Below are 24739 nucleotides of genomic sequence, written 5' to 3' on the forward strand. Positions count from 1 at the left end.
GAACAAAGGCATGACGCGCGCGATGTTTGCGGCAGTCATGGGTCGTCTGTATGAGCGCAGTTATGGCACATTGTCAACGAGCGGTGCAAGCCAGTTTAAAGACGTATCCGCAAGCAGCTGGTACGGCACGTATGTAAACTGGGCAGCGCAAAACGGGATTATCAAAGGGATAAGCGACACATCATTCGAACCAAACCGCAACATCACGCGCGAAGAAATGGCAGCACTGCTGTATCGTTTTGCTTCGTTCATGAAAGTGAACAATACGATCAATACCGATCAAAAGTTAACGTTTAAAGATGCAAGCAGCATCGGAGCATGGGCGAAACCAGCTGTTCAATTCTTTGCACAAAAAGAAATCCTGAACGGACGCAGCAGTACGCAATTTGCGCCAAAACAGACGGCGACGCGTGCGGAAACAGCCGCTGTATTGGAGCGCTTTATCGAGCTGGTCGTTGCACAAGCAGCTCAATAATGTGACCTTAACGCGTTTTCGATAATTAACTAGAACCAAATCAATAGCGACCTTACCCGATGCGCATGTTGGGTAAGGTCGCTATTGATGTTAAACAAGTATGGGCAGTCAATCGTACATATGTATAATCGTCTTGTAGTGCAACAGAAACGCTTCCTTCCATTGTGCGTGTATCTAGCCACTCATTTATCTTATATAGGAACGGATCGTAATTTACGACTTTCAGAGAATGGCTTTAAGGCAATGAGTGATATCTAGCATAGTACGGTATTGCCCTTATTTCTGTATATTCTCAAAAATATTTTGCGAATGTTGGCGAAACGAAGCGTTTAGTTAGTATTAATGATGAATTTGTAAGTGATTTGTAAGTTTTTTGTAAGTAAAAACGTTTAAACTGTGCCTTAGTAGTGAATGGTTATATTGTAAAAAGTCAAACAGGAGATATCGTCTGTTATGGAAGCTATACAGATATATACGATACAATCCGACACTTGTTCGGACAAAAAAGGTTTTATATTTTAGGCGGAGGCGATGAAATGAGGCAACAACATCAATGGAAGAATCGTATTGCAATCATTTGTATGACAGTTTTAGTGATGATGGGTGCGATTCCGGTACAGCCAGTGCATGCCCTACCGTCTGCGGTAGCAATTAATGTGAATACACAAACTGCCTATAGTGATCTTCAAGCTGCGTTTAACGGAGCGAGTGACGGAGATACAATCCAATTAACGAATAATATTACGATTAGTACTTCCGGTAGTACGATCTTGTATAACTATCCCAATACATCAGTCACGCTTGATCTGCACGGCTATAATCTGATTCGCCAAGCACCGGCAGGTATGCTGGACGGCGGTGACGGTGCGACGATTCAAATCGGTTTCGGTAAGCTGACGATTCAGGATAGCAGCGTCGGTCAAACTGGCTCCGTTCAGTTGCAAAATCGTACTGCTAGCGTGGGTTCCGCAGTCAATATCGCTGCTGCTGGTACGCTGAATTTGAAATCCGGTGCACTGCTTGGTGACGGACAAGGGATTTTCGCGTATGAAGCGGGTGCACATTTCGATATTAGCGGTGGTATGGTATACGGCAGCGCCAATACAGGCAGCTCGGAAGGGATTGCCGCCACAACGAATGTATACGGTACGATTTCTGGTGGATATATCGGTACGAAAAACTCAGCTTCCGTGATGATCTGGACAGCGTCTCCACTACGTGCTGCTTACTGGAGCATTACCGGCGGTTACTTTACCTCTGACTCATATAACGATTCCGGTACGCATACGATCGCCAGCTTTATCACAGCCGGTACGATGATTACATTAAATCCGCCAGTAACCCAGCCGTTATCAGGTACAACGAAATATATGTACCAACTGTCGCCATTATCTAGGGAAAATACTCCTCTGGCGTTTCTGAATCCATACAATGAAGCATTGTTTAATTTTGTCCCTAATGAAAGTTATACGGTCAATGGTGATACGTATACAGCAGATGCAGGTGGTGTGATTCCACTTCAAGCGAACTGGATTAACAGCAATCTGAGTATTGTAAAAACAGGCACTCCGAATGTATCGTTAGACAGCCTACCGCAATTGCTAACGATTCCCGCACGTCCTGCCGCACCAACGGTAACAGCGAATGATACGCTGGATATCATTGTCGGTATTACGAGCAGTATGGAACTATCGATCGATGGTGGTAGCTGGAGTTCTTATGTGCCCACTAATCCTCCACAGCTTAGTGGCGCTCATACCGTAAAGGTGAGATATGCAGCAAGTTTAATACCAGCAGCAAAGCTAGCGAGTGATGCAACCGTGCTGACCTTTACTGTTGCAACACCGACACCGACACCGACACCGACACCGACACCAACACCAACACCAACACCAACACCGACACCAACACCATCGACAGGCTACAATGTGCTTGGAATGGTTGTTGAGTTAAACGGCAGTACCCCCAATGCGGTAGCTGGCGCAAATGTCCAACTGGATCAAGGCAATACGGCGGTTGGCACTGCGGTCGTTACTGATACGTATGGTGATTTCAAACTATCTGGCATCAGCAATGGTGCATACAATCTGGTAGTGAGTAAAGGCGGGCGTATCGCGACCTATCTCGTGATCGTAAATAATGCCGACTATACGTTTGCGCAAAGCATTATTTTACCATCACGCAATACGAACAGTCAGGTACAAATTAGCAGCAATGGCACACCGGATGTTGCGGTTGGTGGTTTGACGAATCTATTCCAGGATTCGCTCAGCTTCACACCAGATGACCAGCAATTGATCAACAATGGTGGTAAGGTCAATATCGCATTGACTGTGCAAAAGCAAGACGCAGCGACCGCAACCGGAGCAGCCGCGATTCAAACGCTCTCAAGCGGGCAAACGATCAATCTATATTTGGATATGACACTGGTCAAAACGACGACGACAGCCGCGAATCAATCTGCGACTAGCACGATTCCGACTGTAAGCAGTTTGCTGCAAATTGTAGTGCCATACGACTCTACCGGACAAAGTAATGTAGCTGTATACCGCTATCATAACGGAGGTACACAAACGCTGACAGCATTGCCGTACAGCACAACCGCCCCAAATACAGAAGGATTTATGGTGGATGCCAGCGGCAAGCAGATCATCATCTGGTCGCAAAACTTCTCCACCTATGCGATCGCTTCCGGTGCCCAAACGACAACGACTGTAGTGAATAATGGAGGGGGAGGGGGCAGCTTCGGCACGGGCGCCACCCTTCCGCGTTCATTTGCCTTTACGTTAACACCGACTGCGGGCGGTACAATTAACCCATCCAGTCTGCCTGCTGTACTGACAGGCAGCAACCAAACGCTCACGTTTACGCCGGACGCAGGCTACAGCATTCAAGACGTGATTATCGACGGTAAAAGCGTAGGTACAGCGAGCACACACACATTTACGAATGTAGCGGCAACGCATACGGTAAAAATTATATTTGCGAAGACGGCAACCACTACGACAACACCAACAGGTAATACGAGCAGCGAAGGCTTGCCGTACTATATGGACGGTAACCAAAAAGTATTTATCGGCTTTGCAACGACGATCAATGGAATGATGAAATATATCGCACCAGCGGGTAAAGAAGTACTGTTCCAAGCAAACACGTACTCATTCTCCGATGTGAACGGAGGCTGGGCAGCCGCACCGGTGAGCTTTGTCGCCGATCGTGAAATTTTCCTCGGCACTGGAGACGGCAAGTTTGCACCGAACAAAGGCATGACGCGCGCGATGTTTGCGGCAGTCATGGGTCGTCTGTACGAGCGCAGTTATGGCACATTGCCAACGAGTGGTGCAAGCCAATTCAAAGACGTATCCGCAAGCAGCTGGTACGGCACCTATGTGAACTGGGCAGCACAAAACGGCATCATTAAAGGGATGAACGACACATCGTTCGGACCAAACCGCAACATCACACGTGAGGAAATGGCAGCACTGTTGTATCGCTTTGCTTCGTTCATGAAAGTGAACAATACGATCAATACCGATCAAAAATTGACGTTTAAAGATGCAAGCAGCATCGGAGCATGGGCGAAACCAGCTGTTCAATTCTTTGCACAAAAAGAAATCCTGAACGGACGCAGCAGTACGCAATTTGCGCCAAAACAGACAGCGACGCGTGCGGAAACAGCCGCTGTATTGGAGCGCTTTATAGAGTTGGTTGTCGCACAAGTGGGGAAATAATCAGCTTGTACGATTAAACGACACTCGATGAGTGAGCTGGAAGTACAACGGATGGACGGGGCTGACCGGAAACGAATGAATAGGTAGGTCAGTTCCACAGATTATTGTACGGATATAGTGTGGATGCGAAATGTGTAACTTCAATAAATTAAAGATAATATTAAAAACGACCTTTCCCGTCTTTTATATCGGGGAAGGTCGTTTTGGCGTACGATATATTTTATTCTAGTTTTATGAATTTTTTTTGTTTTTTGCTAATTTTTTAGAAATAACATCGTTGACTCGTAGAATACAACCTTTTTGTAAGTGTTTTGTAATTATATTGTAAGTTATAAAGAATACAATACAGCTTAGGCACTAAGTTACTGGAATGCAATTAGTCAAAAGGGTGTGTTGTATGTGATGGCGTATACGTATATGAGCGTCATGACATGCGGCGAAAGTAGTACGTTTAGACAAAGGTTTTTACATTTTAGATGGAGGCGATGTAATGAGGCAAGGGGATAAGTTGAGAAAGCGTATTGCAGCAATTGGCTTGATCATTTTATTGATGGTGGGCATGATTCCGCCACAACATGCTCTGGCTAGCGGAGATGTAGCAAGGAATGTGACGAAGAATACTTCATATAGTGATCTTCAAAGTGCACTCAACGCAGCAACAAGTGGCAACACCATTCAGTTATTGGACAATGTAAGTGCAGATACGTATTTCAAGTACAATGTCCCAAACCGTACAGTAACACTTGACTTATACGGATATAATGTTGTCCGTTATGCTGGCAATAGTATGGCGAATGATGGCGACGGTTCAGCGATCCAAATCGCCGCAGGTACACTGACGATTGAAGATACTAGTCTTACTGCAAGCGGTTCGGTTAAAGTGACCAATGATTATGGTAACACTGGTTCGGCGGTAAGTATTGGCTCTACCGGTACATTGAACCTGAATTCCGGTTCTCTGATCGGTCCAGCAGAAGGGGTACTCGCTTACCAAGATGGTGCCACGGTGAACATCAACGGTGGTCTCGTATATGCGAGTGCCGATGATAAGGCTACCGCAAGCATCTCGGCAACGGCTGCTGTATACGGTACAATCTCAAGTGGATATATCGGTGCGAAAAATGCAAGTGCAACGGTATTCTCCACTACGTATGCAATCGGTACGATTTCGAAATTGAGTGTTAAGGGTGGCTATTTTACAGGTAACTCCTATTACACCGTAACGGGAAGTACGTATGCGGCGCTCTCCGGTCTGGTGACAACCGGTACATTAGTAACACTAAAAACACCGGTAACACAATCGCTGTCCGGTTCTACGCAGTTCCTGTACCATGTGGAACAACCAGCAGCGACACCGACTGCGGCACTTGATCCTGTAAATGAAGTATTAACAGGCTTAAATGCTAAGGCAGGCTATACGGTAACTGCAACGACGTATACAACGAACCCATCGGCGTATACAGTTGGTCAAGCAACGTATGTTATAGCCGATACGTACGGAACGATTCCGCTGAATGCAAGCTGGATTGGCACGACACTTAGCATTGTGAAGGCAGGTACGGTCGATCAAACGACGGACAGTGCGGCACAATTGCTGATCATTCCGGCACGTCCATCCGCACCAGCGGTAACAGCGGACGATACGAATAATCTGATCGTCGGTATAACGAGCAGTATGCAATATTCGATCGACGGGGGCAGTTGGACGACGTATTCGTCAAGCAATCCGCCACAGTTGAGCGGTGATCATACGGTGAAAGTACGCTATGCTGCTACAGTTTCACCACCAGCACTGGCAAGTACTGCGACAACGCTGACGTTTACAGCAAGTACAACACCGACACCAACACCGACGCCAACACCGACACCATCGACATCAACATATACGGTAAGCGGTAATGTGATCGAGTGGAACGCAGGTGTAGCTAGCGCTGTAACTGGCGTAACGGTTCAATTGTATCAAGATACGACAGCGGTTAGTAATGCTGTCGTAACCGATACGTATGGTAGTTTCGCTATTACAGGCGTAAGCAACGGAACGTACAGCCTCGTGATCACTAAAGGCGATCGTACGGCAACGTATGTCGCGATCGTTAACAACAGCAACTACACATTTGCAACCAACAGCGTGTTCCTGCTGCCAGCGAATGTGCAAATCGAGACACAAATCGGCCCAGGTACACCCGATATCGTTGTTGCTGGACTGAGCGATCTGTACTTGGATACACAGTACAGCTTTACGGCAGAAGATCAGCAATTGATCAACAGCGGCGGTAAAGTCAACATTGCGATGAGTGCACAAACACTAAGCGCAGCGAATGCGCCAGGTGCAGCAGCATTGCAAAAGCTCGCCAATGGTCAAACGATCAATATGTATCTTGATCTGACGCTGAACAAAACAAGAACGACAGCAGCGAATGTCTCAACTACAAGCACACTGCCTGTCGTCGGTAAATTGCTGCAAGTTATCGTTCCATATGATACCGTAGGTCAAAAGAATGTATCGATCTATCGTTATCACCAAGGTGTAGCACAATGGATGTCTTCCTTGCCATACAGCACGACTGCACCGAATTCCGAAGGCTTTATGGTTACTCCGGATCAACAACAAGTGATTATCTTCTCGCAAAACTTCTCGACTTATGCATTCGCTTCCGGTAGCCAAACCGTTATCGGTGGCGGCGGTGGTGGTGGCGGATTTAGCAGTGGTGGCGTAGCAGCTACATCGTACGCGATTACACTGACTGCTTCCGCAGGCGGTACAATTAGCCCAGCGAGTTTGCCTGCTGTACCAAAAGGCAGCAACCAAACGCTGACATTTACACCGGATGCAGGGTACAGCATTAAAGATGTACTGATCGACGGTAAAAGCGTAGGCGCGGTCAGCACGTACACGTTTACCAATGTAAGTGCAGTGCATACCGTCCAAGTTATTTTTGCGAAAACAGCTGTGTCGTCAAGCAGTGAAGGTCTGCCATACTATATGGACGGCAGCAAAAAAGTGTTTATCGGCTTCTCCGCTACCATCGATGGAACGATGAAATATATCGCACCAGCGGGTAAAGAAGTATTGTTCCAGCCAAACGCATACTCGTTCTCTGATGTGAACGGAGGCTGGGCAGCCGCACCGGTAAGCTTTGTGGCGGATCGTGAAATCTTCCTCGGCACTGGGGACGGCAAATTTGCACCGAACAAAGGCATGACGCGCGCGATGTTTGCGGCAGTCATGGGTCGTCTGTATGAGCGCAGTTACGGCACATTGTCAACGAGCGGTGCAAGCAAATTTAAAGATGTATCCGCAAGCAGCTGGTACGGCACGTATGTGAACTGGGCAGCGCAAAACGGTATCATCAAAGGCATGACGAGTAGCTCATTCGAACCGAACCGCAACATTACACGTGAAGAAATGGCAGTATTGATGTATCGCTTTGCTTCGTTCATGAAAGTGAACGATACGATCAATACGAATGAAAAGTTGACGTTTAAAGATGCTAGCAGCATCGGAGCATGGGCGAAACCAGCCGTTCAATTCTTTACACAAAAAGAAATCCTGAACGGACGCAGCAAAACGCAGTTTGCACCAAAACAAACTGCGACGCGTGCGGAAACGGCAGCTGTATTGGAGCGCTTTATCGAGTTGGTTGTCGCACAAGTTGGGAAATAATAAGCTTGTACGATCAAACGATTATCGATGAGTGAGATTGCAGCAAAATGATTCAATCAAAAACGATCTTTCCTGGCTTAATCGGGAAAGGTCGTTTTTTTATACATAACGATGTGTTGATGGATTAACAGGAAGATATCATATACTGCAACCAATAGCAGGCGATAACTCGACTGAACGATGCCTATAGGGCGGATACGTTTTAATATGTTGCACGTAGCGCATCGTTGCCGTATAATTCATGACCAATCGCAGCGGCTAGTAGCTAGTAATTTGACCGCTTTCAATATTTGCTTTGACTCCACTTTATGCCCTTATTTGTAGCAGTAATCTACATCGTTTTAAACGATATATTTAAAATGGTCAGAGTACTAATACCTTGTCTCAGATACATTCAGGATATGCCTTTGTCATCATCGCTTGATCATGAACGTACCTTAACCTATTTATCATCAAGTGATTGTTAGACAGACTGTAAATGTACTTAACACAGCCCCAGCTACTGTTTGGCTCGCTTAACGACCGAGGTGAGGTTATAATTTGTTTTGTTAAGCTATTTTTAGTCGTTAGTGATCTATAATTGCCATAGTGTACAATTTGGTGTACACATTTGAATTAAATGTTCAGTCACTGATTTTTTTATAGTAAGTCTGGTTAAATAAAAATGTAGGACATCTTGAATAGAGTCTTTATCCAGAGGAGGGCTAATGACAATGAGTACAGAAGCAATCTTTGAGGCGATGAAGAAAAGAAGAAGTATTTATGGGATTAGTAAAGAAGCCGTAACGTCAGATGAGCGGATTCAGGAAATTGTGGAGCAGGTTGTACTGCACACACCATCCGCATTTAACTCTCAGAGTGCCAGAGTCATTATTTTGCTTGGTGATAAACATGACCAGCTGTGGGATTACACGACGAACATACTGAAAGAGATCGTACCTGCAGACAGCTTTGAGTCCACTCAGCAAAAGATGGATAGCTTCAAAGCTGGGTATGGCACCATTTTATTTTTCGAAGATGAAGCGGTCATTCGTGGCATGCAAGACCAGTTCCAGGCGTATCAAGATAAATTCCCAGTCTGGTCACAGCAAGCATCCGGCATGCACCAATATTTGATTTGGACGTTGCTGGAATCGGAAGGTTATGGCGCATCGTTGCAGCATTATAACCCGCTAATTGATGAAAAGATCAAAGCCGAGTGGGATATTCCGGAAAGCTGGACGCTAATTGCACAAATGCCATTTGGCAAACCGACAGCGCCGGCAGGAGACAAGGAATTCAAGCCGCTGGAAGAACGTATTCGTACGCTACGTTAAGTTTGATCGTCCGCTTAAGGTCGCAGATGAATAGCGCTAATGTAGCGTATAATGCGGTCGATTTCAAGCGATCCAAACGGATATCCATAGGATGGAAAGAAGTAAACAAACAGCCTTTTTCGCTGCCTGATATGGTAGCGGAAAAGGCTGTTGTTGAGTTTGCATGTGCAGGGTATATAAATGGATAATATTTGCAACCGCAACCGCAACCGCAACCGCAACCGCAACCGCAACCGCAACCGCAACCGCAACCGCAACCGCAACCGCAACCGCAACCGCAACCGCAACCGCAACCGCAACCGTAAAATGAACTGAACGGAGTGCTAATTTTCAAGCATTGCCCTTCAAACCGTATTCTCGTTACACATCAAGCAAGCGCTGTTTTTTCCATTTGCGTATACGGGTGCGAAAGGTGTGGAAAGGCGCTACAGCGTTCATATGCAGCCATTTCCACAGTTGCCATCCGGCTGGGGTCGTTGCCCAGCGGCGTTGTACGTCGCCAAACAATTCCTGTTCGCTCAATTCCTCAATCCATTGACACCATTGCTGTACCGATTGGCGTAGCTGCTGCCGTAATTGTGTGAGCGTATACTTTTTGTATCGTTCATAGAAGCTGGCATACAGCTCGCCAAGCTGATGCCAGCGCAGCCCTGGTGCTGGCGTGATCGCTGTTCCGTCTTGTTGCTCGCTTCGTTCCCATTGCTGGATAAGCTGTAACGAGCCGAGCAGGTAGGCGAGCATTTCATATGGCGTACGATCGACATCTTCCAACCGCAAGTGAAGCTCCGCCTCGTCAAGATCATCAAATTCCGCGTCAAAGCGCAAATACGTATACCGTATCCGCTCGATCAGCTCGGTGCCGGACAAATAGGCGATCATACGGCATCTCTCCTCATAGTATAGTTAATAGGGCATGTGCGCCAACTCGTATGTTGCGAGCAGCACGGGAATCTACCATTTACTGCTCATCCGTAGATTCCTGTACAAGAAAGGAATCCGCCCTCTTATTCCGTACCGCAGTGGGGCTGTCCCCACAAGCTAGGTTTGCATACACGCCCTATCGTATGTTATTCATATGTTATTCGGCAGCAGTCACTTCAAACGATACTTCGCCCATTTGCACACCGTTCACATACAGATGCACATGATGCAAGCCGGGATAATAGACCCGTGTCGTGATAAGTTTAAACGAGTGTTTTTTGCGCATCACATGGCGTCCGGGGGCAAAGTTACGCGATACCCAGCGGAATCGTTTGGGTGCTTGCTGTCCGTTTGCTTTTATAAACTGCATTTCGTAATCGATCCGTACATTTTGTACGGTCGCCGCTTCATTATGCAGTACGAACGACAATTCTACTTCTTCACCAATCGGGACGGTGGTGCGGCTAATCTGCAGATCGCTTAGGCGGATATGCTCGCTAGGCAAATAGCCAAACAGCTCCATCATTGCTGGATGATCCTGTTTTAACAATGTGCGACAGCCATGTTTGACAATCCAGTCGGTATCCGCATGCTGTCCGTACCAGCTTTGTGCCACGGCAACGATGCGCTCCGGGTGATCTTTGGCGATATCGTTCAGGTGATTTGCTACACTTTTGCGCACATAGAGCGAAGGATCGCGTTTTAGCAGCTCCAACACTGCCAGTGTTGGCTCAGGATCAGCAACAAAGCTGCGCAATTGAAACGACCACGGCAACCGTGGTCGAAAGCCTTCGCTAGCAAGTCGCCGCACATGTTCATCTTTATGCAACGCCCACATTCGCATTTGCGCCAGCATCCATTCCATATCCTGCACGATAAATGGACGTACCGCAAATTCAGAGCTGGAATACGCCGTCAACTTCTCCAGCGCGTTCATCGACAGTTCCGGTTGCGTCAATCCATTCAACTCGATACAATCCGGGACAAATAAATACTCCACTCCCCGACATTCCGGTGCCATCGCGATTAGCAGCTCGCTCAGTTCCGCAAACGACAGTTGCAGCGCACCGGTCAATGCTTCACTAATGCGCCGAATACGCTGCTTAAACGCCAGTTCCTCCCAGCCGTCCCCATGCACCAGTTCATCAAAACGCTGCTCATCAAAAGCCGCTGTATGTCGCTGCACAATCCCGGCAAACCGCTGCAAAAATGTATCGCTATATCGCTCTTTAAACGTCTCCATCTATACCTCCATCGTATCGATCCGATCTCGCCTGTAATCGGTTATTATGACTTCTAATCCAACATGATCGCTCGTAATCGATCATTATTTGTTCCCAGCATAGCATGGAATGGTGACAAATCCTGTCGCCATTTCTGATAAAATAAATACAGGCGTAGTCATCGCTATCATCGTGCAGATAAGAAAATGCTGGCAGAGTCTTTTGAGCATGGGAATTTACGATGTCCTCCTCATCCGTAGATTCCTATGCAAGACAGGAGTCTGTCGCCTTATTCCGTACCGCAGTGATTGTTGTTACAACGCAATAGTTTGCGTATATGTCCTTGTACAATGAACGAGTTAAATTTTAATTTAAATGATGTACTGGAAGTTTTATACATAAGAGTTTTAACCAGCTTTAAAAATGGAATTATACTTGGTCAGTTCAGCCTGCTAGTGGCTTGACCAGCTTACATTCAATGTCTGATTGATTACATCTTATGAAAAATAAACTGAAATCGTAGCACAAAAATTTTGCTGTTATGTAATATCGAACTGCATATTTAATGCGGTCAGCCTACTAAGCTAGTAGCTTGACCAAGTTAAATGTTAATTTGGATTGTGTGCTGAAATTGTGATCCATGCGATCTTAAAACAGATTCAACACTCCAATTCATCTCGGTCAATGTACTAGTTAATGCAACGATCAAAAAGGAGCGATCCCATGTCCAAAGCACAGCGTCTGATCGAACTGATGCTCACCGTCAATACGCGACGCCAATTTACCGCATCCGAGCTGGCGCGTCAGTTTGGTGTGTCGCGTCGTACGATTCAGCGTGATTTGCAAGAGCTGGCGGCGGCTGGTGTGCCGTTGTATGCAGAGCCAGGTGCGGCGGGCGGTTATCGCGTATTGCGTGAACGGATGCTGCCGCCGATTTTATTTTCTGAAAATGAGGCGGTGGCGATGTTTTTCGCTTATCAATCGCTGCGTAATTATCGTTCGCTGCCCTTTCAAAAAGAATCGACTTCGGCGTTGGACAAGTTTTATCATTATTTGCCGTCAGAGACAAAGCAGCGTATTCGGGAACTGCAAGCTCGGTTTGCCTTTTGGACGCCAGCACGTAATTTGGCGGTGCCGTACGTAGCAGAGCTGGTGGATTATTGTGTGGAGCAGACGGTAGTGCAGATGATGTACGATTCCAGCAGTGGCGAGCAGCAGCGGCGTGTTCAGCCGCTTGGTGTGTATGCGAGCAGTGGGCTATGGTATTGTGTCGCCTATTGTTTTGCACGCAAGCAGCTCAGAACATTTCGTGTCGATCGTATCAAACAACTGGTCGTTGATCCGCATCCACGCGGCAAAAAGGACTTTTCTCGCTGGAACATTAGCGACTATCTCGGTCAGACGTCAGCGGAGCGTACATTACCAATGAAAGTATGGCTGGAACGTGAAGGGGTACGCCGCTGTGAGACCGATCCGTGGATGGAGCAAGGACTAACGGTAGCAGCGGATGGTACAGGGGTGTTGGAACTGGCATTGCCGGAATCGTATGTACCGTGGGTCGTGCAGTTTTTTGCGAGCTGTGGCACAGCAGCGAGGGTAGAATCCCCGCCAGAACTGCTGGCAGGATTGCGCGCATGGATTGCCGGGCTGCAACAGCAATATGGACAGGAGCAGTAAACGGTGAGTGCAGAGAGGCTGGAATACAAAGAGCAGAGGAGTATGGAATGCAAAGAGCAAAGAGGAACGGATGGAGGGGACATAGCAGCATCAAATTACACGCTATATGACCGAATGATACAAATAAACCGGTGCGCCCATTCACCTCTTTCAGGAGAAAATGGGCGCACCGGCTAAGGAACTATCGGTACAAATGAGCGGTTGAGCACTACATTGCCATGATCACTCGCTCACTTGCTCTACATAACCGTCAAGCCAGCATACTTCCAAGCGATCCGATTCGCTCTCACTTGGCGGTTAAGCTAAGCACAATAAATTGATCTTACACATGGCTTGCTCATTTGACTGTGAACGTTTACGGCGGTTTAAGCTTTTTCCGTATTTTGATCTTTAGCTGCGTCTTGCTCGTGCGCTGTACCTTGTTCTTGCTCTGTATCTTGTTCTGTAGTTTGATCCTGTTCTGCATCTTGTGTTTGCGCAGTTTTTTCCTCTATCGGCTCAGCTGGCTCAATGTTCAGCAGATCGGAGCCTTCTTCCAGCACGCCTTCTTCCGGCAAAGCGATACAAGGTAGACTGGATTCATAATACGCTTCCACTTCATCTTCGGTCAGGTCTTGTTCAGGCTGTGCCCATACCGACACACTGCCACCATTGACCGGGAATGTTGCCCAGCCGTCTGTTTCGATCTGCACATGGTGACGACGGTTACCGGTCAGGTCGATCCAGATTTGTCCGGCGCGTGCTTCACCGACAAACATCCGTTTCTCGCCTTCCTCGCCATTGGTCATCACGACCGCACAGCCAGAGCGCTCGATGTCGGTACTGCCTTTGCGTACCCAGCCAATCGTATTCGGATGGTCAAAATAATCATCCTGCTCGCCATACGATTTGTGATAGCGTGCATACAGCATACAGTTGATCATATCTTTTTTGTCTGGAACGGGATGCTCGCCGCCAATGCCAAAATAGTCGCCATAAAATACGCATGGATACCCATCTTGACGCAGTAAAATGAGCGAGTACGCCAGCGGCTTGAACCAATCTTCAATCCACGATTCCAGCGCTTCATTCGGCTGTGAATCATGATTGTCCACAAAAGTAACCGCATGGGTCGGGTGCGTCTGTACGAGTGTATCGTTAAAAATCGTCGACAGATCAAACGAATTGCCTGATGTGGAAGCTGCATGTAACTTATAATGCAGCGATACGTCAAACAGATCGATCTGGTAATCTACCGTATCCAGAAACTCCTGACATGCCGCCAGCTCCGGGTTCCAAAACTCACCGACAATGTAGAAGTCCTGTCCACGCTTGTTAATCATCGAGCCTACAAATTCGCGAATAAATTCGTAGTTAATATGCTTGATCGCATCAAGCCGGAAGCCATCACAACGGGTCGTATCGATCATCCATTTCCCCCAGTTGGTCATTTCTTCACGCACTTCCGGCATATTGTAATCAATGTTGGCAAACATCAGATAGTCGTAGTTGCCAAATTCGTTATCTACGTTTTCATTCCACTGTTTGCCCTCATCAGCAATGCGGAAAATGCCGGTTCGCTGTTCCCGATTGTCATAATCGGTGCCGTTAAAATGGTGATAATTCCATTTCATTGGCGAATACGTATCGCCACGTCCAGGGAATGTAAACTTAGTCCAGCCTTCGATCTCAAACGATTCCTCAGAAATCTGTTCGGTGCGGTTGTTCGGATCGACTTCAACGACATGGAATGTCTCGGTTTCATCGGCACCTGCTTTATGGTTCATAACTAGGTCGATATACACATTCATACCGAGGCGGTGACAGATAGCGATGCCATCAAGCAATTCCTTTTTCGTGCCATATTTGGTACGTACCGATCCTTTTTGATCGAATTCGCCCAGATCGTACAGATCATAAATACCGTAGCCGGTATCTTCGGGCGTATGTCCTTTCGTTACAGGTGGAATCCACAGCGTGCCAATGCCTGCGCGCTTCAGTTCAGGCGCCAGCTCCTGCATTCTTTTCCAATGTGAACCATCAGCCTCTACATGCCACTCGAAAAATTGCATCATCGTTACATTGCGATTCATGCATACCTCTCCTTTTCTAGACCCCGGGCAGTTTACGCGCATCGTCTAATGAAAATTGGCTTTCGCAAACACAAAGCTCTTTCATTTCATTCATTTCCATACAAGCAGACGGCCTGCCAATCAAACCAGATACGGAGGGTCATATGACCACATCATGCACATCTGTTGCAGGCGGCACGCGGCTGTGAGAAACATTACCCATTTAGTTATTAAGATTAAACATACAACTATAGTCGAGACGATGTATATTTTTACATCTCTAGTGAAAATTGACGGAAACAGAAATCGTTTATTCGTCATACACTAATTACCCCCGAAGCGAATCGCCTCAGGGGTAGTGTCAATGTATAAACGGTTAGGGGTATTGATACGCTAAGGTTGCTTTGCAGCATGGGTAGAACAGAATGGAGCATATAGCGTTATGCATGAAGCATTGTGTATTGATGTGCGTTTAAGCATTATGCATGAAGCGCTGTACATTGATATGCATTAATGATAAATCTGGTATTTACGCTTCTTCAACGTCAAAGCCTGCTTGTTTCCATGCAGCTGTACCACCATCGATGTAAGCGACATCGGTAAAGCCCATCAGTTTCAGTGCATATGCGCCCAATGCAGCTTGGCCGCCAGCGCCACAGGTGATCAGAATCGGACGGTTGCGATCACTCAGACGCTCGTCACGCAGTTCAGCCGGTACACCCAAATCAGCGCGAATCGGCAGCATACCAAGCGAGATGTTTACGCTGCTTGGGATCAGACCGCAAGCGCCTGCATCCTTGGAATCTTGTACGTCAATAACGAGTGTGTCCGGATTGCTGTTGATTTTCTCGCGTGCTTCCTGGGAAGTTACGCCTGGTACGTTGTTTCTTGCTTGAGTAACCATGTCTGTGAATGTTAATGCCATTGTTCATCATCCTCCTGAGTTTGGGGTTTGTACATTTGGAGCATATGCGTTTTAAGTATAATGTCGGGTCTGTCCTGCTATACGATAGGAAAAAGGGAGATTTACCCTTTTGTGCGTGCAGGATCAGTTTACGGTTACCGCTGTTAATACTTACAGCTTGTACAGAACACCGTTTCACACAGCTTCGGTAAACGTAACCCACGTATATTTACCCTGAAAATCGTAATGAGCTTCAGGAAATAGACTCGCCAGCAAGCAATTTCTGAATATCCTGTTCGATTTCGGCAGGATCAAGACGGGATGGATATTGTTTGACAACATGACCATCGCGATCAACGAGGAATTTGGCGAAATTCCATTCGATATCTCCAGTACGAGAAGGTGCAGGCGCTTCATCTACCAGATAACGGTACAGCGGATGAGCATGTTCACCTTTAACATCCACTTTGGCAAACAGTGGGAAAGTTACGCTGTAATTCATTTGGCAAAAGTCCTTGATTTCTTGCTCGCTGCCTGGCTCCTGACCCATAAACTGGTTACACGGAAAGCCGAGTACTTCAAATCCGGAATCTTTGTACGTATCATAAAGCTTTTGCAATCCTTCATACTGAGGAGTCAAGCCACAGCCGCTTGCGGTATTCACAATTAACAATGTTTTGCCTTTGTAATCGGACAATGATTGCTCCTGCTTGTCGATCGTCAGGGCAGAGTAATCATGTACTGACATTTTTGAATCCCCTCACTTTCATTTTGCAAAATTATATTTTATAAAACATAATTCAATTATAACGCACCGTCAGCAAAAGTCAAATAAAACCTGCTGCCAATTTCAATGCGTCTATCGTCTATTGTACGGTATGGAAAGCGACAGTTCTATTTTACGATCAATATGGGTATGAGTAACCGCTTTTGTCAGCCTCGATCATGCTGTTCGCAATTGCAGACTGATACAGTTGAGCTGAAATTTTATATTAGTAAACGATGATCATTGGACAGCCTATCGTTTTACTGGCAAGGTTTAAATGTTATTTATGTTTATATTTTCTATTATTTTAATTTCAGTTGATTTAGTTATGTATGTCTGTACTCGTTACCGTTCATTTTAGACGTGAAAATCGCAAGAAATGTTAAAAGTTTACACGATTACACCTGTTCTGTTCCGAATTGTTAAGGTAAGATAAAAATAGGTTTCAAAATGTGAAATACAGGTTCAAACGTTTTATCCATCCATCTGGGAGGTAGAAACAATGAGAATACTGATATCCGGATTTGAGCCATTTGGCGGACATGCCATTAACCCGACGGAATACTTGCTTGAGGCGGTACAAAATTATGCGTTTGCAGATATTGGGGTTGAACTGCGAACCGTATTATTGCCAGTACATTATGATGAATGTGTCGATTTGCTTGTGCGCGAGGCGGAAGCGTTCCAGCCAAACGCCATTATTATGTGCGGTTTGGCGGCAGGACGGAGCGCGGTGAGTTTGGAGCGTGTTGCCGTAAATGTAAAAAGTGTGGAGCTGGACGCAGAATATGCGGATAATCGCAATAGTAGGCCGCGAGATATGCCGATTCGTGAAGGCGGAGCGGATGGTCTATTTTCAACATTGCCGATTCGCAAAATGACGGAACGGTTGCTGGATAACGGCATTCCGGCGGTGATTTCCAATACGGCGGGAACGTTTATTTGTAACAATACGATGTACGGTATGCTCGATTATTTGCAGACAAATCATCTGAACGTACGCGCAGGTTTTGTGCATTTCCCTGCTTCGACCCAGATGGCGGTGCATAAACCGACATTGCCGTCTCTGCCGATGGATTTGATGACAAGGGCATTGCAACTCATCATTCGTACGACTGCCGAGCAATTGCATCATGATGCCGAAAGGCTAGACCCGGCTTCGGCATGAATGAAGCGAAAACATATAACGATTTATATTGGTTACTGGTATGCTCACAGTTGTTGTCCGCATACCGGTTTTTTTTGTCCATTTATAGTGAATAGTGGAGATGCCGAGTCGCTATTGCAGCGCGGGTGAGCTAGCGCTAATGGTGCGTATGTTCACAATGTTGCTAGTAAATAGCAGATGGAGCAGTTTGTCGTAGCTAGTAGGCTGTCTCAAATGAAAATCGTGTTTGAACGTACCTTAGTCCATTGATAATCAAGCGGTTGTGAGATCGACAAACTGTACATGTACTTAAGACAATCTACTAGTAGTAACGATAGCGATTTCGATCGTTGTCGGAGAGTATGTTGGGTATGTTGCAAAGTTTAGTGGCAGAAGCTATGCCATAAAGAGGTATACAATAAAAGAGAGTTGACTTCAGAATTTGTTGTAACTATAATGGTTACAACGGTGGTGAATACATTATGAAACAGATTAGCACGCGCTTTTCGATGGCAGTGCATACATTATCACTGATCGAGATGTGCCCGCTGGAATGTACAGGCGATTTTATCGCTGCCAGTGTGAATACGAATCCGGTCGTAATTCGCCGCCTGATGAGTATGCTCAAAAAGGCAGGTTTAATCGAAGTACGCGCCGGCATTGGTGGAGCGTATTTGCTCAAGCCTGCACATGAGATGACGCTGCTCGATATTTATCGGGCGGTGGAAGTAGCGGAGGAGAATCGTCTGTTTGGCATTCACGATCATTCTAATATCGCCTGTCCGGTTGGACGCAATATTGAACAGGTGTTGCAAACAGAGCTGCAAGCAGCACAGCAAGCGTTGGAACAACGGCTTGCCCAGACGACATTGCAGCAATTGAGCGGGCAATTTGTCTGAATCGATCGGCTGACGATGGATAGCCATACTAGTAGCTTGTCTTCCAACTGTCCTACGTATTATTTATTGTTCACAAAGGTTAGAAATAAGACCCTGTACAGCTTAGTGTGACGCAAATTACCCGTATCGAACAATCTGTAAAGTCGTTTGAAGACACGCCCTAGTAGCTTGTCTCAAATACATGTACGGTTTGTCGATCTAACCATTGCTTGATGATGAATCGGTTAAGGTACGTTCAGACACAATTTCCACTTGAGACAGCTATACTATATCCATCGATAAAGTGAGCTGTATGGCTGAAATGACATTAATTTGAAATGACATTAATTTGGGAAATGAGAGCTCTTGAATGGGCTTTTATTTTATACATCCGTTGTAACCATATTGGTTATGACAACAGTTACACGATATCATAATGAACTTATAGGAGGAAATAAAATGACAATTCTCGTTACAGGTGCAACAGGTCAACTCGGTTCCAAAGTCGTTACACAATTGCTAGAGAAAGTGCCTGCCAGTGAGGTGGCGGTCAGTGTGCGCAATCCGGACAAAGCGGAGCATTGGAAAACGCTTGGCGTAGATGTGCGTCATGGTGATTTTGACAAACCGGAGACGCTGGATACGGCATTTGCAGGTGTGGATCGTCTGCTGCTCATCTCGGCAGATGGCGATAATGAGACGCGTATTCGTCAGCATACCGCTGCTGTTGATGCGGCGAAGCGTGCAGGCGTAGGCTTTATCGCATATACGAGTGTTGGCAATGCACAGGAGAGCGGTCTTGGACTCGCACCGGTACACAAAGCGACCGAGAATGCGATCATAGCAACAGGCATTCCGTATTCGTTCCTGCGCAACAATTGGTATTTGGAAAATGAACTGTCCAGCATCCAGGCAGCGGCAGCAGGCGCGCCGTGGGTCACATCGGCAGGTTCAGGCAAAGTAGGCTGGGCAACACGTGATGACTATGCGGCAGCAGCAGTAGCTGTGTTAACTGGTGCAGGACATGCCAATACAGTTTACGAACTGTCCGGGCCACTACTTAAGCAAGAGGAGCTAGCCACTGCTGTTGGTCATGTGCTCGGTAAAGAAATTACCGTACAGCAAGTAGATGATGCAAAATATGCTGAGATCATGAAAGCGGCAGGGTTGCCGGATTTCCTGCTGCCTATTCTCGTTAGCATTCAGCAAGGCATCCGCGAGCATCATTTGGAAGTAGTGCACAGCGACTTTGAAAAGCTGCTCGGTCGCCCGGTCACACCGCTTGAAGAAGGTATTCGTCAGATTTTGGCATAAAGGGCGTAGGGGAACGTTAGGTTAGCGGGTAGATGAAGCTGACTTAAAGCTAAGACGATTTGTATTGCCAATTATGTATAAAATAAATAAGATAGCTGGAAAGCCGCATCATCGGTCAGGAAAACCAATCCTGATCAGTGATGCGGCTTTTATTAGCTTACTTAAATGGGATTGTAATTGGTTATCCTATCCAGATCAGCTTGTCCATGCGCATCTGGTATACTATTAACGATCATACCACCCGGCGACGCTGGCGTAACAATCGTATCATCCAGGCGACAATCGCCCAGACAAAGCTTACTGCTATAATCGGGAACATCAGCAGCAACGGAATATCAATCATAGCGCCGATCGGCTCCGGATGTGTCAATCGATATACCCAACCAGGCACGATGGCGACTAGCGCCAATCCGAACAGTACACTACTGCCAATCCAGGCGCGGCGTGAGAAGCGCAGCGCGGTAAGAATGAGCAGCAGCAAGGCAATTAGCTCCAGCAACCAGATCAAGCGAAACCACGGATCAGGAAATGCAGTCGACGGGTTAATTAGCCACATCTTCATTCTCCTTCCGTTTCTTTATTCATTGACTTTGGCAGGGCTAACCTTCTCAACGGGAGTAGCAGATATACACTATAAATCAAGTACCGTAGACGATTGCTATCGTTTTGTCGCTGGATCAGGACTGAAAGCGGGCATTAATCTGCAAACGAAATGACAATTTTGCCTTTCGCATGATGGGTTGCACTTAGGCGATGCGCTTCACGCAATCCTTGCTCGGAAAACGGCAATGTTGTGCCGACGATCGCATTAACTTTGCGTTGTTCCATAAGTTTGCCGAATTGTTGAAGCTGTTTGCCGTCCGGCTGTAGCCAGATCGATTTAGCAACGACATCATACTGCTTAGCGAGTTTTTCGTCCGGTTGCTCCAAAATAGAGATTAATCGCCCGCTACCTTGCTTAAGCACTTTAAAGCTGTCGGCTTGAATCTGTCCACCCATCGTATCAAACACGAGATCAACATCGGACAATACATCGACAAAAGAAGTCGTTTTGTAATCGATCACTTCATCCGCGCCAAGCGAGGTGAGGAAGTCGGCGTTTTTGCTGCTGGCGGTCGTGATCACATGAGCGCCGGCGTGTTTGGCAAGCTGAATTGCCAGTGTGCCGACACCGCCTGCACCGGCGTGAATTAGTACTTTTTCACCTGCTTTGAGCTGTCCATGATCGAATAGCGCCTGCCATGCGGTCAACCCGGCAAGCGGTACAGATGCGGCTTCTTCAAAACTAATGCCCGGCGGCATCGGGGCAAGCAGATGATCATCGATCGCTGTATATTCGGCATACGTGCCAAAACGCGTCGTCTCCGGGCGCGCAAACACGGCGTCTCCAATCTTCCACTCGGTCACCTCATCACCCACCTCGGTAATAATGCCAGCCGCATCCCAGCCGAGAATGATCGGGAATTCCCAATCCATCATACTTTTCAAATGTCCTTCGCGCAGCTTCCAGTCGATCGGATTGATTGAAGTCGCTTTTAGCTTGATGATGACTTGTTTGGGACCTGGCTTCGGATCAGGTACATCCTTCAGTTGAAGTTGATGTTCATCGCCATATTGTTCGATTACGACTGCTTTCATAATAATTTCCTCCTTGGACACGCCAGTTGGCGCTTTATTTGCTTGCTTCATTGTATTGGATGTACAGATTGTTAGGTGATGATGACGTTTTGCTCGTTCATGCTGGAAATACTTCTGTGCTTCTTTTAAGTACATACCCATTCTGGCATTTGAAAACGCATGCTGAAATAATGGCGCGTGATGTGAATTTGGCGTATCGTCATATCGTAGTTAGCGTGATATCATTTTGGGGACAGGGAATGTATGTATTCGCTTTAATGTCCATGCAACTGTAGCGAGACGATGATTCAAGCCAGAAGGAGCGGTCAGATGAACCGATTAAAGGTATTTATTATGCACACCAGCAAAGCATTTATCCATATGCCGCGGCAACAAGTACAGCGTAACCAACGGAGTACTTTTTTCGATTGGTGTGGGCAAAAGGAAGCCTATACACGTATGCTGCACCACGCTATTCATAAGCAGACAGATATCAAGCAACAGCTGCATCGTAGCAACATTATGTCCGATCGAGCCGGACAGCAGCACGATCGCTTGACATCGCCAAGTTCGCGTATGCTGACACTGCTATTAACAAGTTGCTTGCTGTTTACGATCGCGATCCCGGCAGCTGACGCACAATCTTATTCGGTACATTATACGATCTATACTCCTGCACCTAACACGGCGGCACAATTGGCAAACGTAATGCTTAATCCGACGATTCCGGCGCTGGAGCAGACGAGCACTGCGATGCAGTATAGTCTTGATTCGACAGATGGTAGCAATGGCAACTGGACGGATGCAGCGGATGGCGAAACACCATTTACACCTGTTCAAGGCTGGTTGATGCTACGATGGCGCGATGATCCGTCCAGCGCTTTTCGGCTTGCTTATATTGAAATCAATAATAGTGGCAGCGGTATGGTCGTCCAGCGTGGAACATCTGACCGTACAGGGCAAACAACGGGAGCAAGCGGCGCAGTAACAGGTAATAGTAATAGTAATAGTAATAGTAATAGTAATAGTAATAGTAATAGTGGCGCGCCTACGGGGAGTGGCGTTTCGGATACTGGAACAACTAACAACAATAGTGATTCTGGCACAACGGCGTTGCCGGATCGTAATGGGCTGTATACGGCGCAGTCATCCGCTCCGGGGCAGATTACAGTTACGCTTAACAAGGACGCTGTTTTGCAGCAGTTATATCCGGCACCGAATCGAATCGTACCGATCGTCATTCCATCAAAGTATACTACTATTGATTTTGTGCTAAATGGAGATGTATTGCAGGCGTTATACGCTGCACAGGGAGGAATTGCGATCCAGTCGCTGCCGGGCGATTATGTATTACCAATTGCCGCTATTGATCCAGCGGCATGGTCGAGCTTGCCGGGTCATCCTGCCTCGTTGCAGGCGGTAACGCTGCATGTGAACATACAACCTGTTGCTAACGATGTAGCAAAGGCGATCCAGCAGACGGCTACGCGTACAGCTATTCACATAATCGGGACGCCGGTACAATTTACACTAACTGGTTCCGCTGGACAACAAGCACTACAGCCAATCAATCCAGCCGTATTATTCCCGTCAGCTGCTACTCGACAAGCAGCAGGAACGACACAACATACAGACGCAAATCGTGCACAGACTGGAAATGGAATGGAAAAAAAGACAGGTACAAGCACGGATACAGTTGAGACGATAGATACAAAAAATACCAATACCAATACCAATGCAGCGGTAAGTGCACGCCAACTTATTTTGCATCCTTTCGATACGGATTCGGCTGAAGCTGGCAATGCGGATACATTCACTACCGTTGTGCGCTGGAACCCGGTACTGCAACAGCTTATTCCGGTTCCTACCTTCAAAGTGGGCAGTAGTTCCGGCAGCGCGGTGTCTGCTATTGTGCATGGAGCTGCGACGGACGGCATTTATGCGCTGGCGCAAAGCAATCCATCCTTTTCGGATATGACGCATCATTGGAGCCGGGACGATGTGAACGATATGGCAACACGTCTAATCGTCAACGGTGAAAATGGGCAGTTTGTACCGGATCGAGAAGTGACACGAGCGGAGTTTGCCGCTATGTTGGTACGTGCGCTAGGATTGGCAGATGAGCAAAGTGATCATTTGCCGCGTGATGTGCAGCGTTCGGATTGGTATGCGGGTGTCGTCGGTACGGCGATTAATCATAAGTTGATCGAAGGGTATAATGATGGAAATTTTCGTCCTAATCAGCCGATTACACGCGAAGAAGCAGCGATGATTTTAAGCCATGCGATGGACTATACCGGACAATCGACGACGTTATCGGACAAGGATGTAGAAGGACAATTAAACCGTTTTACCGACCACAGCGAAGTATCCAGCTGGGCGAAACAAGCGGTCGCTATTACAGCGCAAAGCTCGATTGTCGGCGGCGACCAAGGACGCTTTGCACCACAAAGCCATGTGACCCGCGCCCAATCCGCCAGCATGATCCGCCGTCTGTTGCAAAAAGCAGGCTGGGTGAATTAAAGCTATGGAGGTAAAGCGGATCGTTGACTGACCTGGGTGGGATGAGAACATTTGAAGTAGAAGTAGAAGTAGAAGTAGAAGTAGAAGTAGAAGTAGAAGTAGAAGTAGAAGTAGAAGTAGACAGGTGAGATGGCGACAGGTGTATTCCTGTCGCCGTTTTTTATTTTTTAGAAAGCATGATCCATTATTGTTACCGAAAGCCGTGGCGAAAAGGATGAGCTGAAGTTTTTATGTCAATTCCGCCGATTGGACAGACTTGTTTTATGTTAGAGGTAACTAGTAGCGATCATCTACCCAGTATGTACGATTAAGCGAGCACCGTTTACTGTGCAAAAGTGGATATGTACTTTTAAATATTGTAATGTATTCTCTCCCTGTCCATTTGACAGATGCACACCTATCGCTTTGTAAAGTTGGCATATGAAACGGATACATAGAGCGAATAGATTATAAATATCAAAGGAATAGTATAATTTATTCATCAATTGTCACAAACTATTATTTTTTGAAGTTATATGTATAAAAGGAGGTT

17 protein-coding genes are annotated in these 24739 nt (G+C 46.7%); 10 read left to right on the forward strand and 7 right to left on the reverse strand.

All coding sequences use genetic code 11. From position 1 onward, the window contains the following. From U1I11_RS11165 to U1I11_RS11185, 5 genes are all read left to right on the forward strand, one after another. Positions 1–475: S-layer homology domain-containing protein (locus U1I11_RS11165; protein ID WP_322906208.1), on the forward strand; the 475-nt coding region annotated here is incomplete at its 5' end. 536 nt (positions 476–1011) lie between these two features. Then, positions 1012–4206 (forward strand): S-layer homology domain-containing protein, encoded by a 3195-nt coding sequence (locus tag U1I11_RS11170; RefSeq protein WP_322906209.1) that lies wholly within the window; start codon positions 1012–1014, stop codon positions 4204–4206. Between the two features lie 508 nt (positions 4207–4714). Further along, positions 4715–7870: a DUF4073 domain-containing protein gene (locus tag U1I11_RS11175; RefSeq protein ID WP_322906210.1), complete on the forward strand. Its 3156-nt coding sequence runs from the start codon at positions 4715–4717 to the stop codon at positions 7868–7870. 713 nt (positions 7871–8583) lie between these two features. Next, a complete protein-coding gene (locus tag U1I11_RS11180; protein ID WP_322906211.1) occupies positions 8584–9186 on the forward strand; it encodes a nitroreductase family protein in 603 nt (200 codons plus the stop codon). 180 nt (positions 9187–9366) lie between these two features. Continuing rightward, positions 9367–9501: a hypothetical protein gene (locus tag U1I11_RS11185; RefSeq protein ID WP_322906212.1), complete on the forward strand. Its 135-nt coding sequence runs from the start codon at positions 9367–9369 to the stop codon at positions 9499–9501. 45 nt (positions 9502–9546) lie between these two features. On the opposite strand, the gene U1I11_RS11190 is transcribed toward U1I11_RS11185, so the two are convergent. Together U1I11_RS11190 and U1I11_RS11195 are read right to left on the reverse strand one after the other, a co-directional pair. Next, complete coding sequence (locus tag U1I11_RS11190) at positions 9547–10065, reverse strand: ClbS/DfsB family four-helix bundle protein (RefSeq protein ID WP_322906213.1); 519 nt, start codon at positions 10063–10065, stop codon at positions 9547–9549. A gap of 199 nt (positions 10066–10264) precedes the next feature. After that, entirely contained in the window at positions 10265–11350 is a 1086-nt protein-coding gene (locus tag U1I11_RS11195; RefSeq protein WP_322906214.1) for a DNA alkylation repair protein, read from the reverse strand. A 703-nt stretch (positions 11351–12053) separates the two neighbouring features. Here U1I11_RS11195 and U1I11_RS11200 point away from each other — a divergent pair. Next, on the forward strand, positions 12054–13007 hold the full coding sequence (locus U1I11_RS11200; RefSeq protein WP_322906215.1) for a helix-turn-helix transcriptional regulator: 954 nt from the start codon (positions 12054–12056) through the stop codon (positions 13005–13007). Positions 13008–13372: 365 nt separating this feature from the next. On the opposite strand, the gene U1I11_RS11205 is transcribed toward U1I11_RS11200, so the two are convergent. From U1I11_RS11205 to U1I11_RS11215, 3 genes are all read right to left on the reverse strand, one after another. Next, complete coding sequence (locus U1I11_RS11205) at positions 13373–15079, reverse strand: alpha-amylase (RefSeq protein WP_322906216.1); 1707 nt, start codon at positions 15077–15079, stop codon at positions 13373–13375. A 508-nt stretch (positions 15080–15587) separates the two neighbouring features. Continuing rightward, positions 15588–15983, reverse strand: a complete 396-nt coding sequence (locus U1I11_RS11210) for a rhodanese-like domain-containing protein (RefSeq protein ID WP_322906217.1) — start codon at positions 15981–15983, stop codon at positions 15588–15590. A 232-nt stretch (positions 15984–16215) separates the two neighbouring features. Continuing rightward, positions 16216–16710: a glutathione peroxidase gene (locus U1I11_RS11215; RefSeq protein ID WP_322906218.1), complete on the reverse strand. Its 495-nt coding sequence runs from the start codon at positions 16708–16710 to the stop codon at positions 16216–16218. 520 nt (positions 16711–17230) lie between these two features. Here U1I11_RS11215 and U1I11_RS11220 point away from each other — a divergent pair. The 3 genes from U1I11_RS11220 to U1I11_RS11230 all read left to right on the forward strand — a co-directional run bounded on the left by U1I11_RS11220 (position 17231) and on the right by U1I11_RS11230 (position 20067). Beyond that, a complete protein-coding gene (locus tag U1I11_RS11220; protein WP_322906219.1) occupies positions 17231–17896 on the forward strand; it encodes a pyroglutamyl-peptidase I in 666 nt (221 codons plus the stop codon). Positions 17897–18357: 461 nt separating this feature from the next. Then, the gene (locus U1I11_RS11225) at positions 18358–18774 is read left to right on the forward strand and encodes an Rrf2 family transcriptional regulator (protein ID WP_322906220.1); all 417 of its coding nucleotides are present in this window, start codon (positions 18358–18360) and stop codon (positions 18772–18774) included. Between the two features lie 438 nt (positions 18775–19212). Continuing rightward, positions 19213–20067 carry an SDR family oxidoreductase gene (locus U1I11_RS11230; protein WP_322906221.1) on the forward strand — a complete coding sequence of 285 codons (855 nt, stop codon included), beginning with the start codon at positions 19213–19215 and terminating at the stop codon, positions 20065–20067. Between the two features lie 232 nt (positions 20068–20299). Here the strand turns inward: U1I11_RS11230 and U1I11_RS11235 are convergent, their stop codons facing one another. Both U1I11_RS11235 and U1I11_RS11240 read right to left on the reverse strand, forming a co-directional pair. Beyond that, a complete protein-coding gene (locus tag U1I11_RS11235; protein WP_322906222.1) occupies positions 20300–20623 on the reverse strand; it encodes a hypothetical protein in 324 nt (107 codons plus the stop codon). Between the two features lie 140 nt (positions 20624–20763). Continuing rightward, on the reverse strand, positions 20764–21705 hold the full coding sequence (locus tag U1I11_RS11240; RefSeq protein WP_322906223.1) for an NADP-dependent oxidoreductase: 942 nt from the start codon (positions 21703–21705) through the stop codon (positions 20764–20766). Positions 21706–22014: 309 nt separating this feature from the next. Between U1I11_RS11240 and U1I11_RS11245 the strand changes: the two genes are divergently transcribed. Beyond that, the gene (locus U1I11_RS11245) at positions 22015–24207 is read left to right on the forward strand and encodes an S-layer homology domain-containing protein (RefSeq protein ID WP_322906224.1); all 2193 of its coding nucleotides are present in this window, start codon (positions 22015–22017) and stop codon (positions 24205–24207) included. The last annotated feature ends 532 nt before the right edge of the window (positions 24208–24739 follow it).

The sequence above is a fragment of the Paenibacillus campi genome, assembly GCF_034659835.1.
GTDB lineage: Bacteria > Bacillota > Bacilli > Paenibacillales > Paenibacillaceae > Saccharibacillus > Saccharibacillus campi.

Excerpts from the sequence above, each read along its gene's own strand:
- U1I11_RS11170 (WP_322906209.1), top strand. The coding sequence starts at position 1,012 with ATGAGGCAACAACATCAATGGAAGAATCGTATTGCAATCATTTGTATG.
- U1I11_RS11205 (WP_322906216.1), bottom strand. The coding sequence starts at position 15,079 with ATGAATCGCAATGTAACGATGATGCAATTTTTCGAGTGGCATGTAGAG.
- U1I11_RS11195 (WP_322906214.1), bottom strand. The coding sequence starts at position 11,350 with ATGGAGACGTTTAAAGAGCGATATAGCGATACATTTTTGCAGCGGTTT.
- U1I11_RS11190 (WP_322906213.1), bottom strand. The coding sequence starts at position 10,065 with ATGATCGCCTATTTGTCCGGCACCGAGCTGATCGAGCGGATACGGTAT.
- U1I11_RS11245 (WP_322906224.1), top strand. The coding sequence starts at position 22,015 with ATGAACCGATTAAAGGTATTTATTATGCACACCAGCAAAGCATTTATC.
- U1I11_RS11220 (WP_322906219.1), top strand. The coding sequence starts at position 17,231 with ATGAGAATACTGATATCCGGATTTGAGCCATTTGGCGGACATGCCATT.
- U1I11_RS11185 (WP_322906212.1), top strand. The coding sequence starts at position 9,367 with ATGGATAATATTTGCAACCGCAACCGCAACCGCAACCGCAACCGCAAC.
- U1I11_RS11215 (WP_322906218.1), bottom strand. The coding sequence starts at position 16,710 with ATGTCAGTACATGATTACTCTGCCCTGACGATCGACAAGCAGGAGCAA.
- U1I11_RS11200 (WP_322906215.1), top strand. The coding sequence starts at position 12,054 with ATGTCCAAAGCACAGCGTCTGATCGAACTGATGCTCACCGTCAATACG.
- U1I11_RS11240 (WP_322906223.1), bottom strand. The coding sequence starts at position 21,705 with ATGAAAGCAGTCGTAATCGAACAATATGGCGATGAACATCAACTTCAA.
- U1I11_RS11230 (WP_322906221.1), top strand. The coding sequence starts at position 19,213 with ATGACAATTCTCGTTACAGGTGCAACAGGTCAACTCGGTTCCAAAGTC.
- U1I11_RS11180 (WP_322906211.1), top strand. The coding sequence starts at position 8,584 with ATGAGTACAGAAGCAATCTTTGAGGCGATGAAGAAAAGAAGAAGTATT.
- U1I11_RS11225 (WP_322906220.1), top strand. The coding sequence starts at position 18,358 with ATGAAACAGATTAGCACGCGCTTTTCGATGGCAGTGCATACATTATCA.
- U1I11_RS11235 (WP_322906222.1), bottom strand. The coding sequence starts at position 20,623 with ATGTGGCTAATTAACCCGTCGACTGCATTTCCTGATCCGTGGTTTCGC.
- U1I11_RS11210 (WP_322906217.1), bottom strand. The coding sequence starts at position 15,983 with ATGGCATTAACATTCACAGACATGGTTACTCAAGCAAGAAACAACGTA.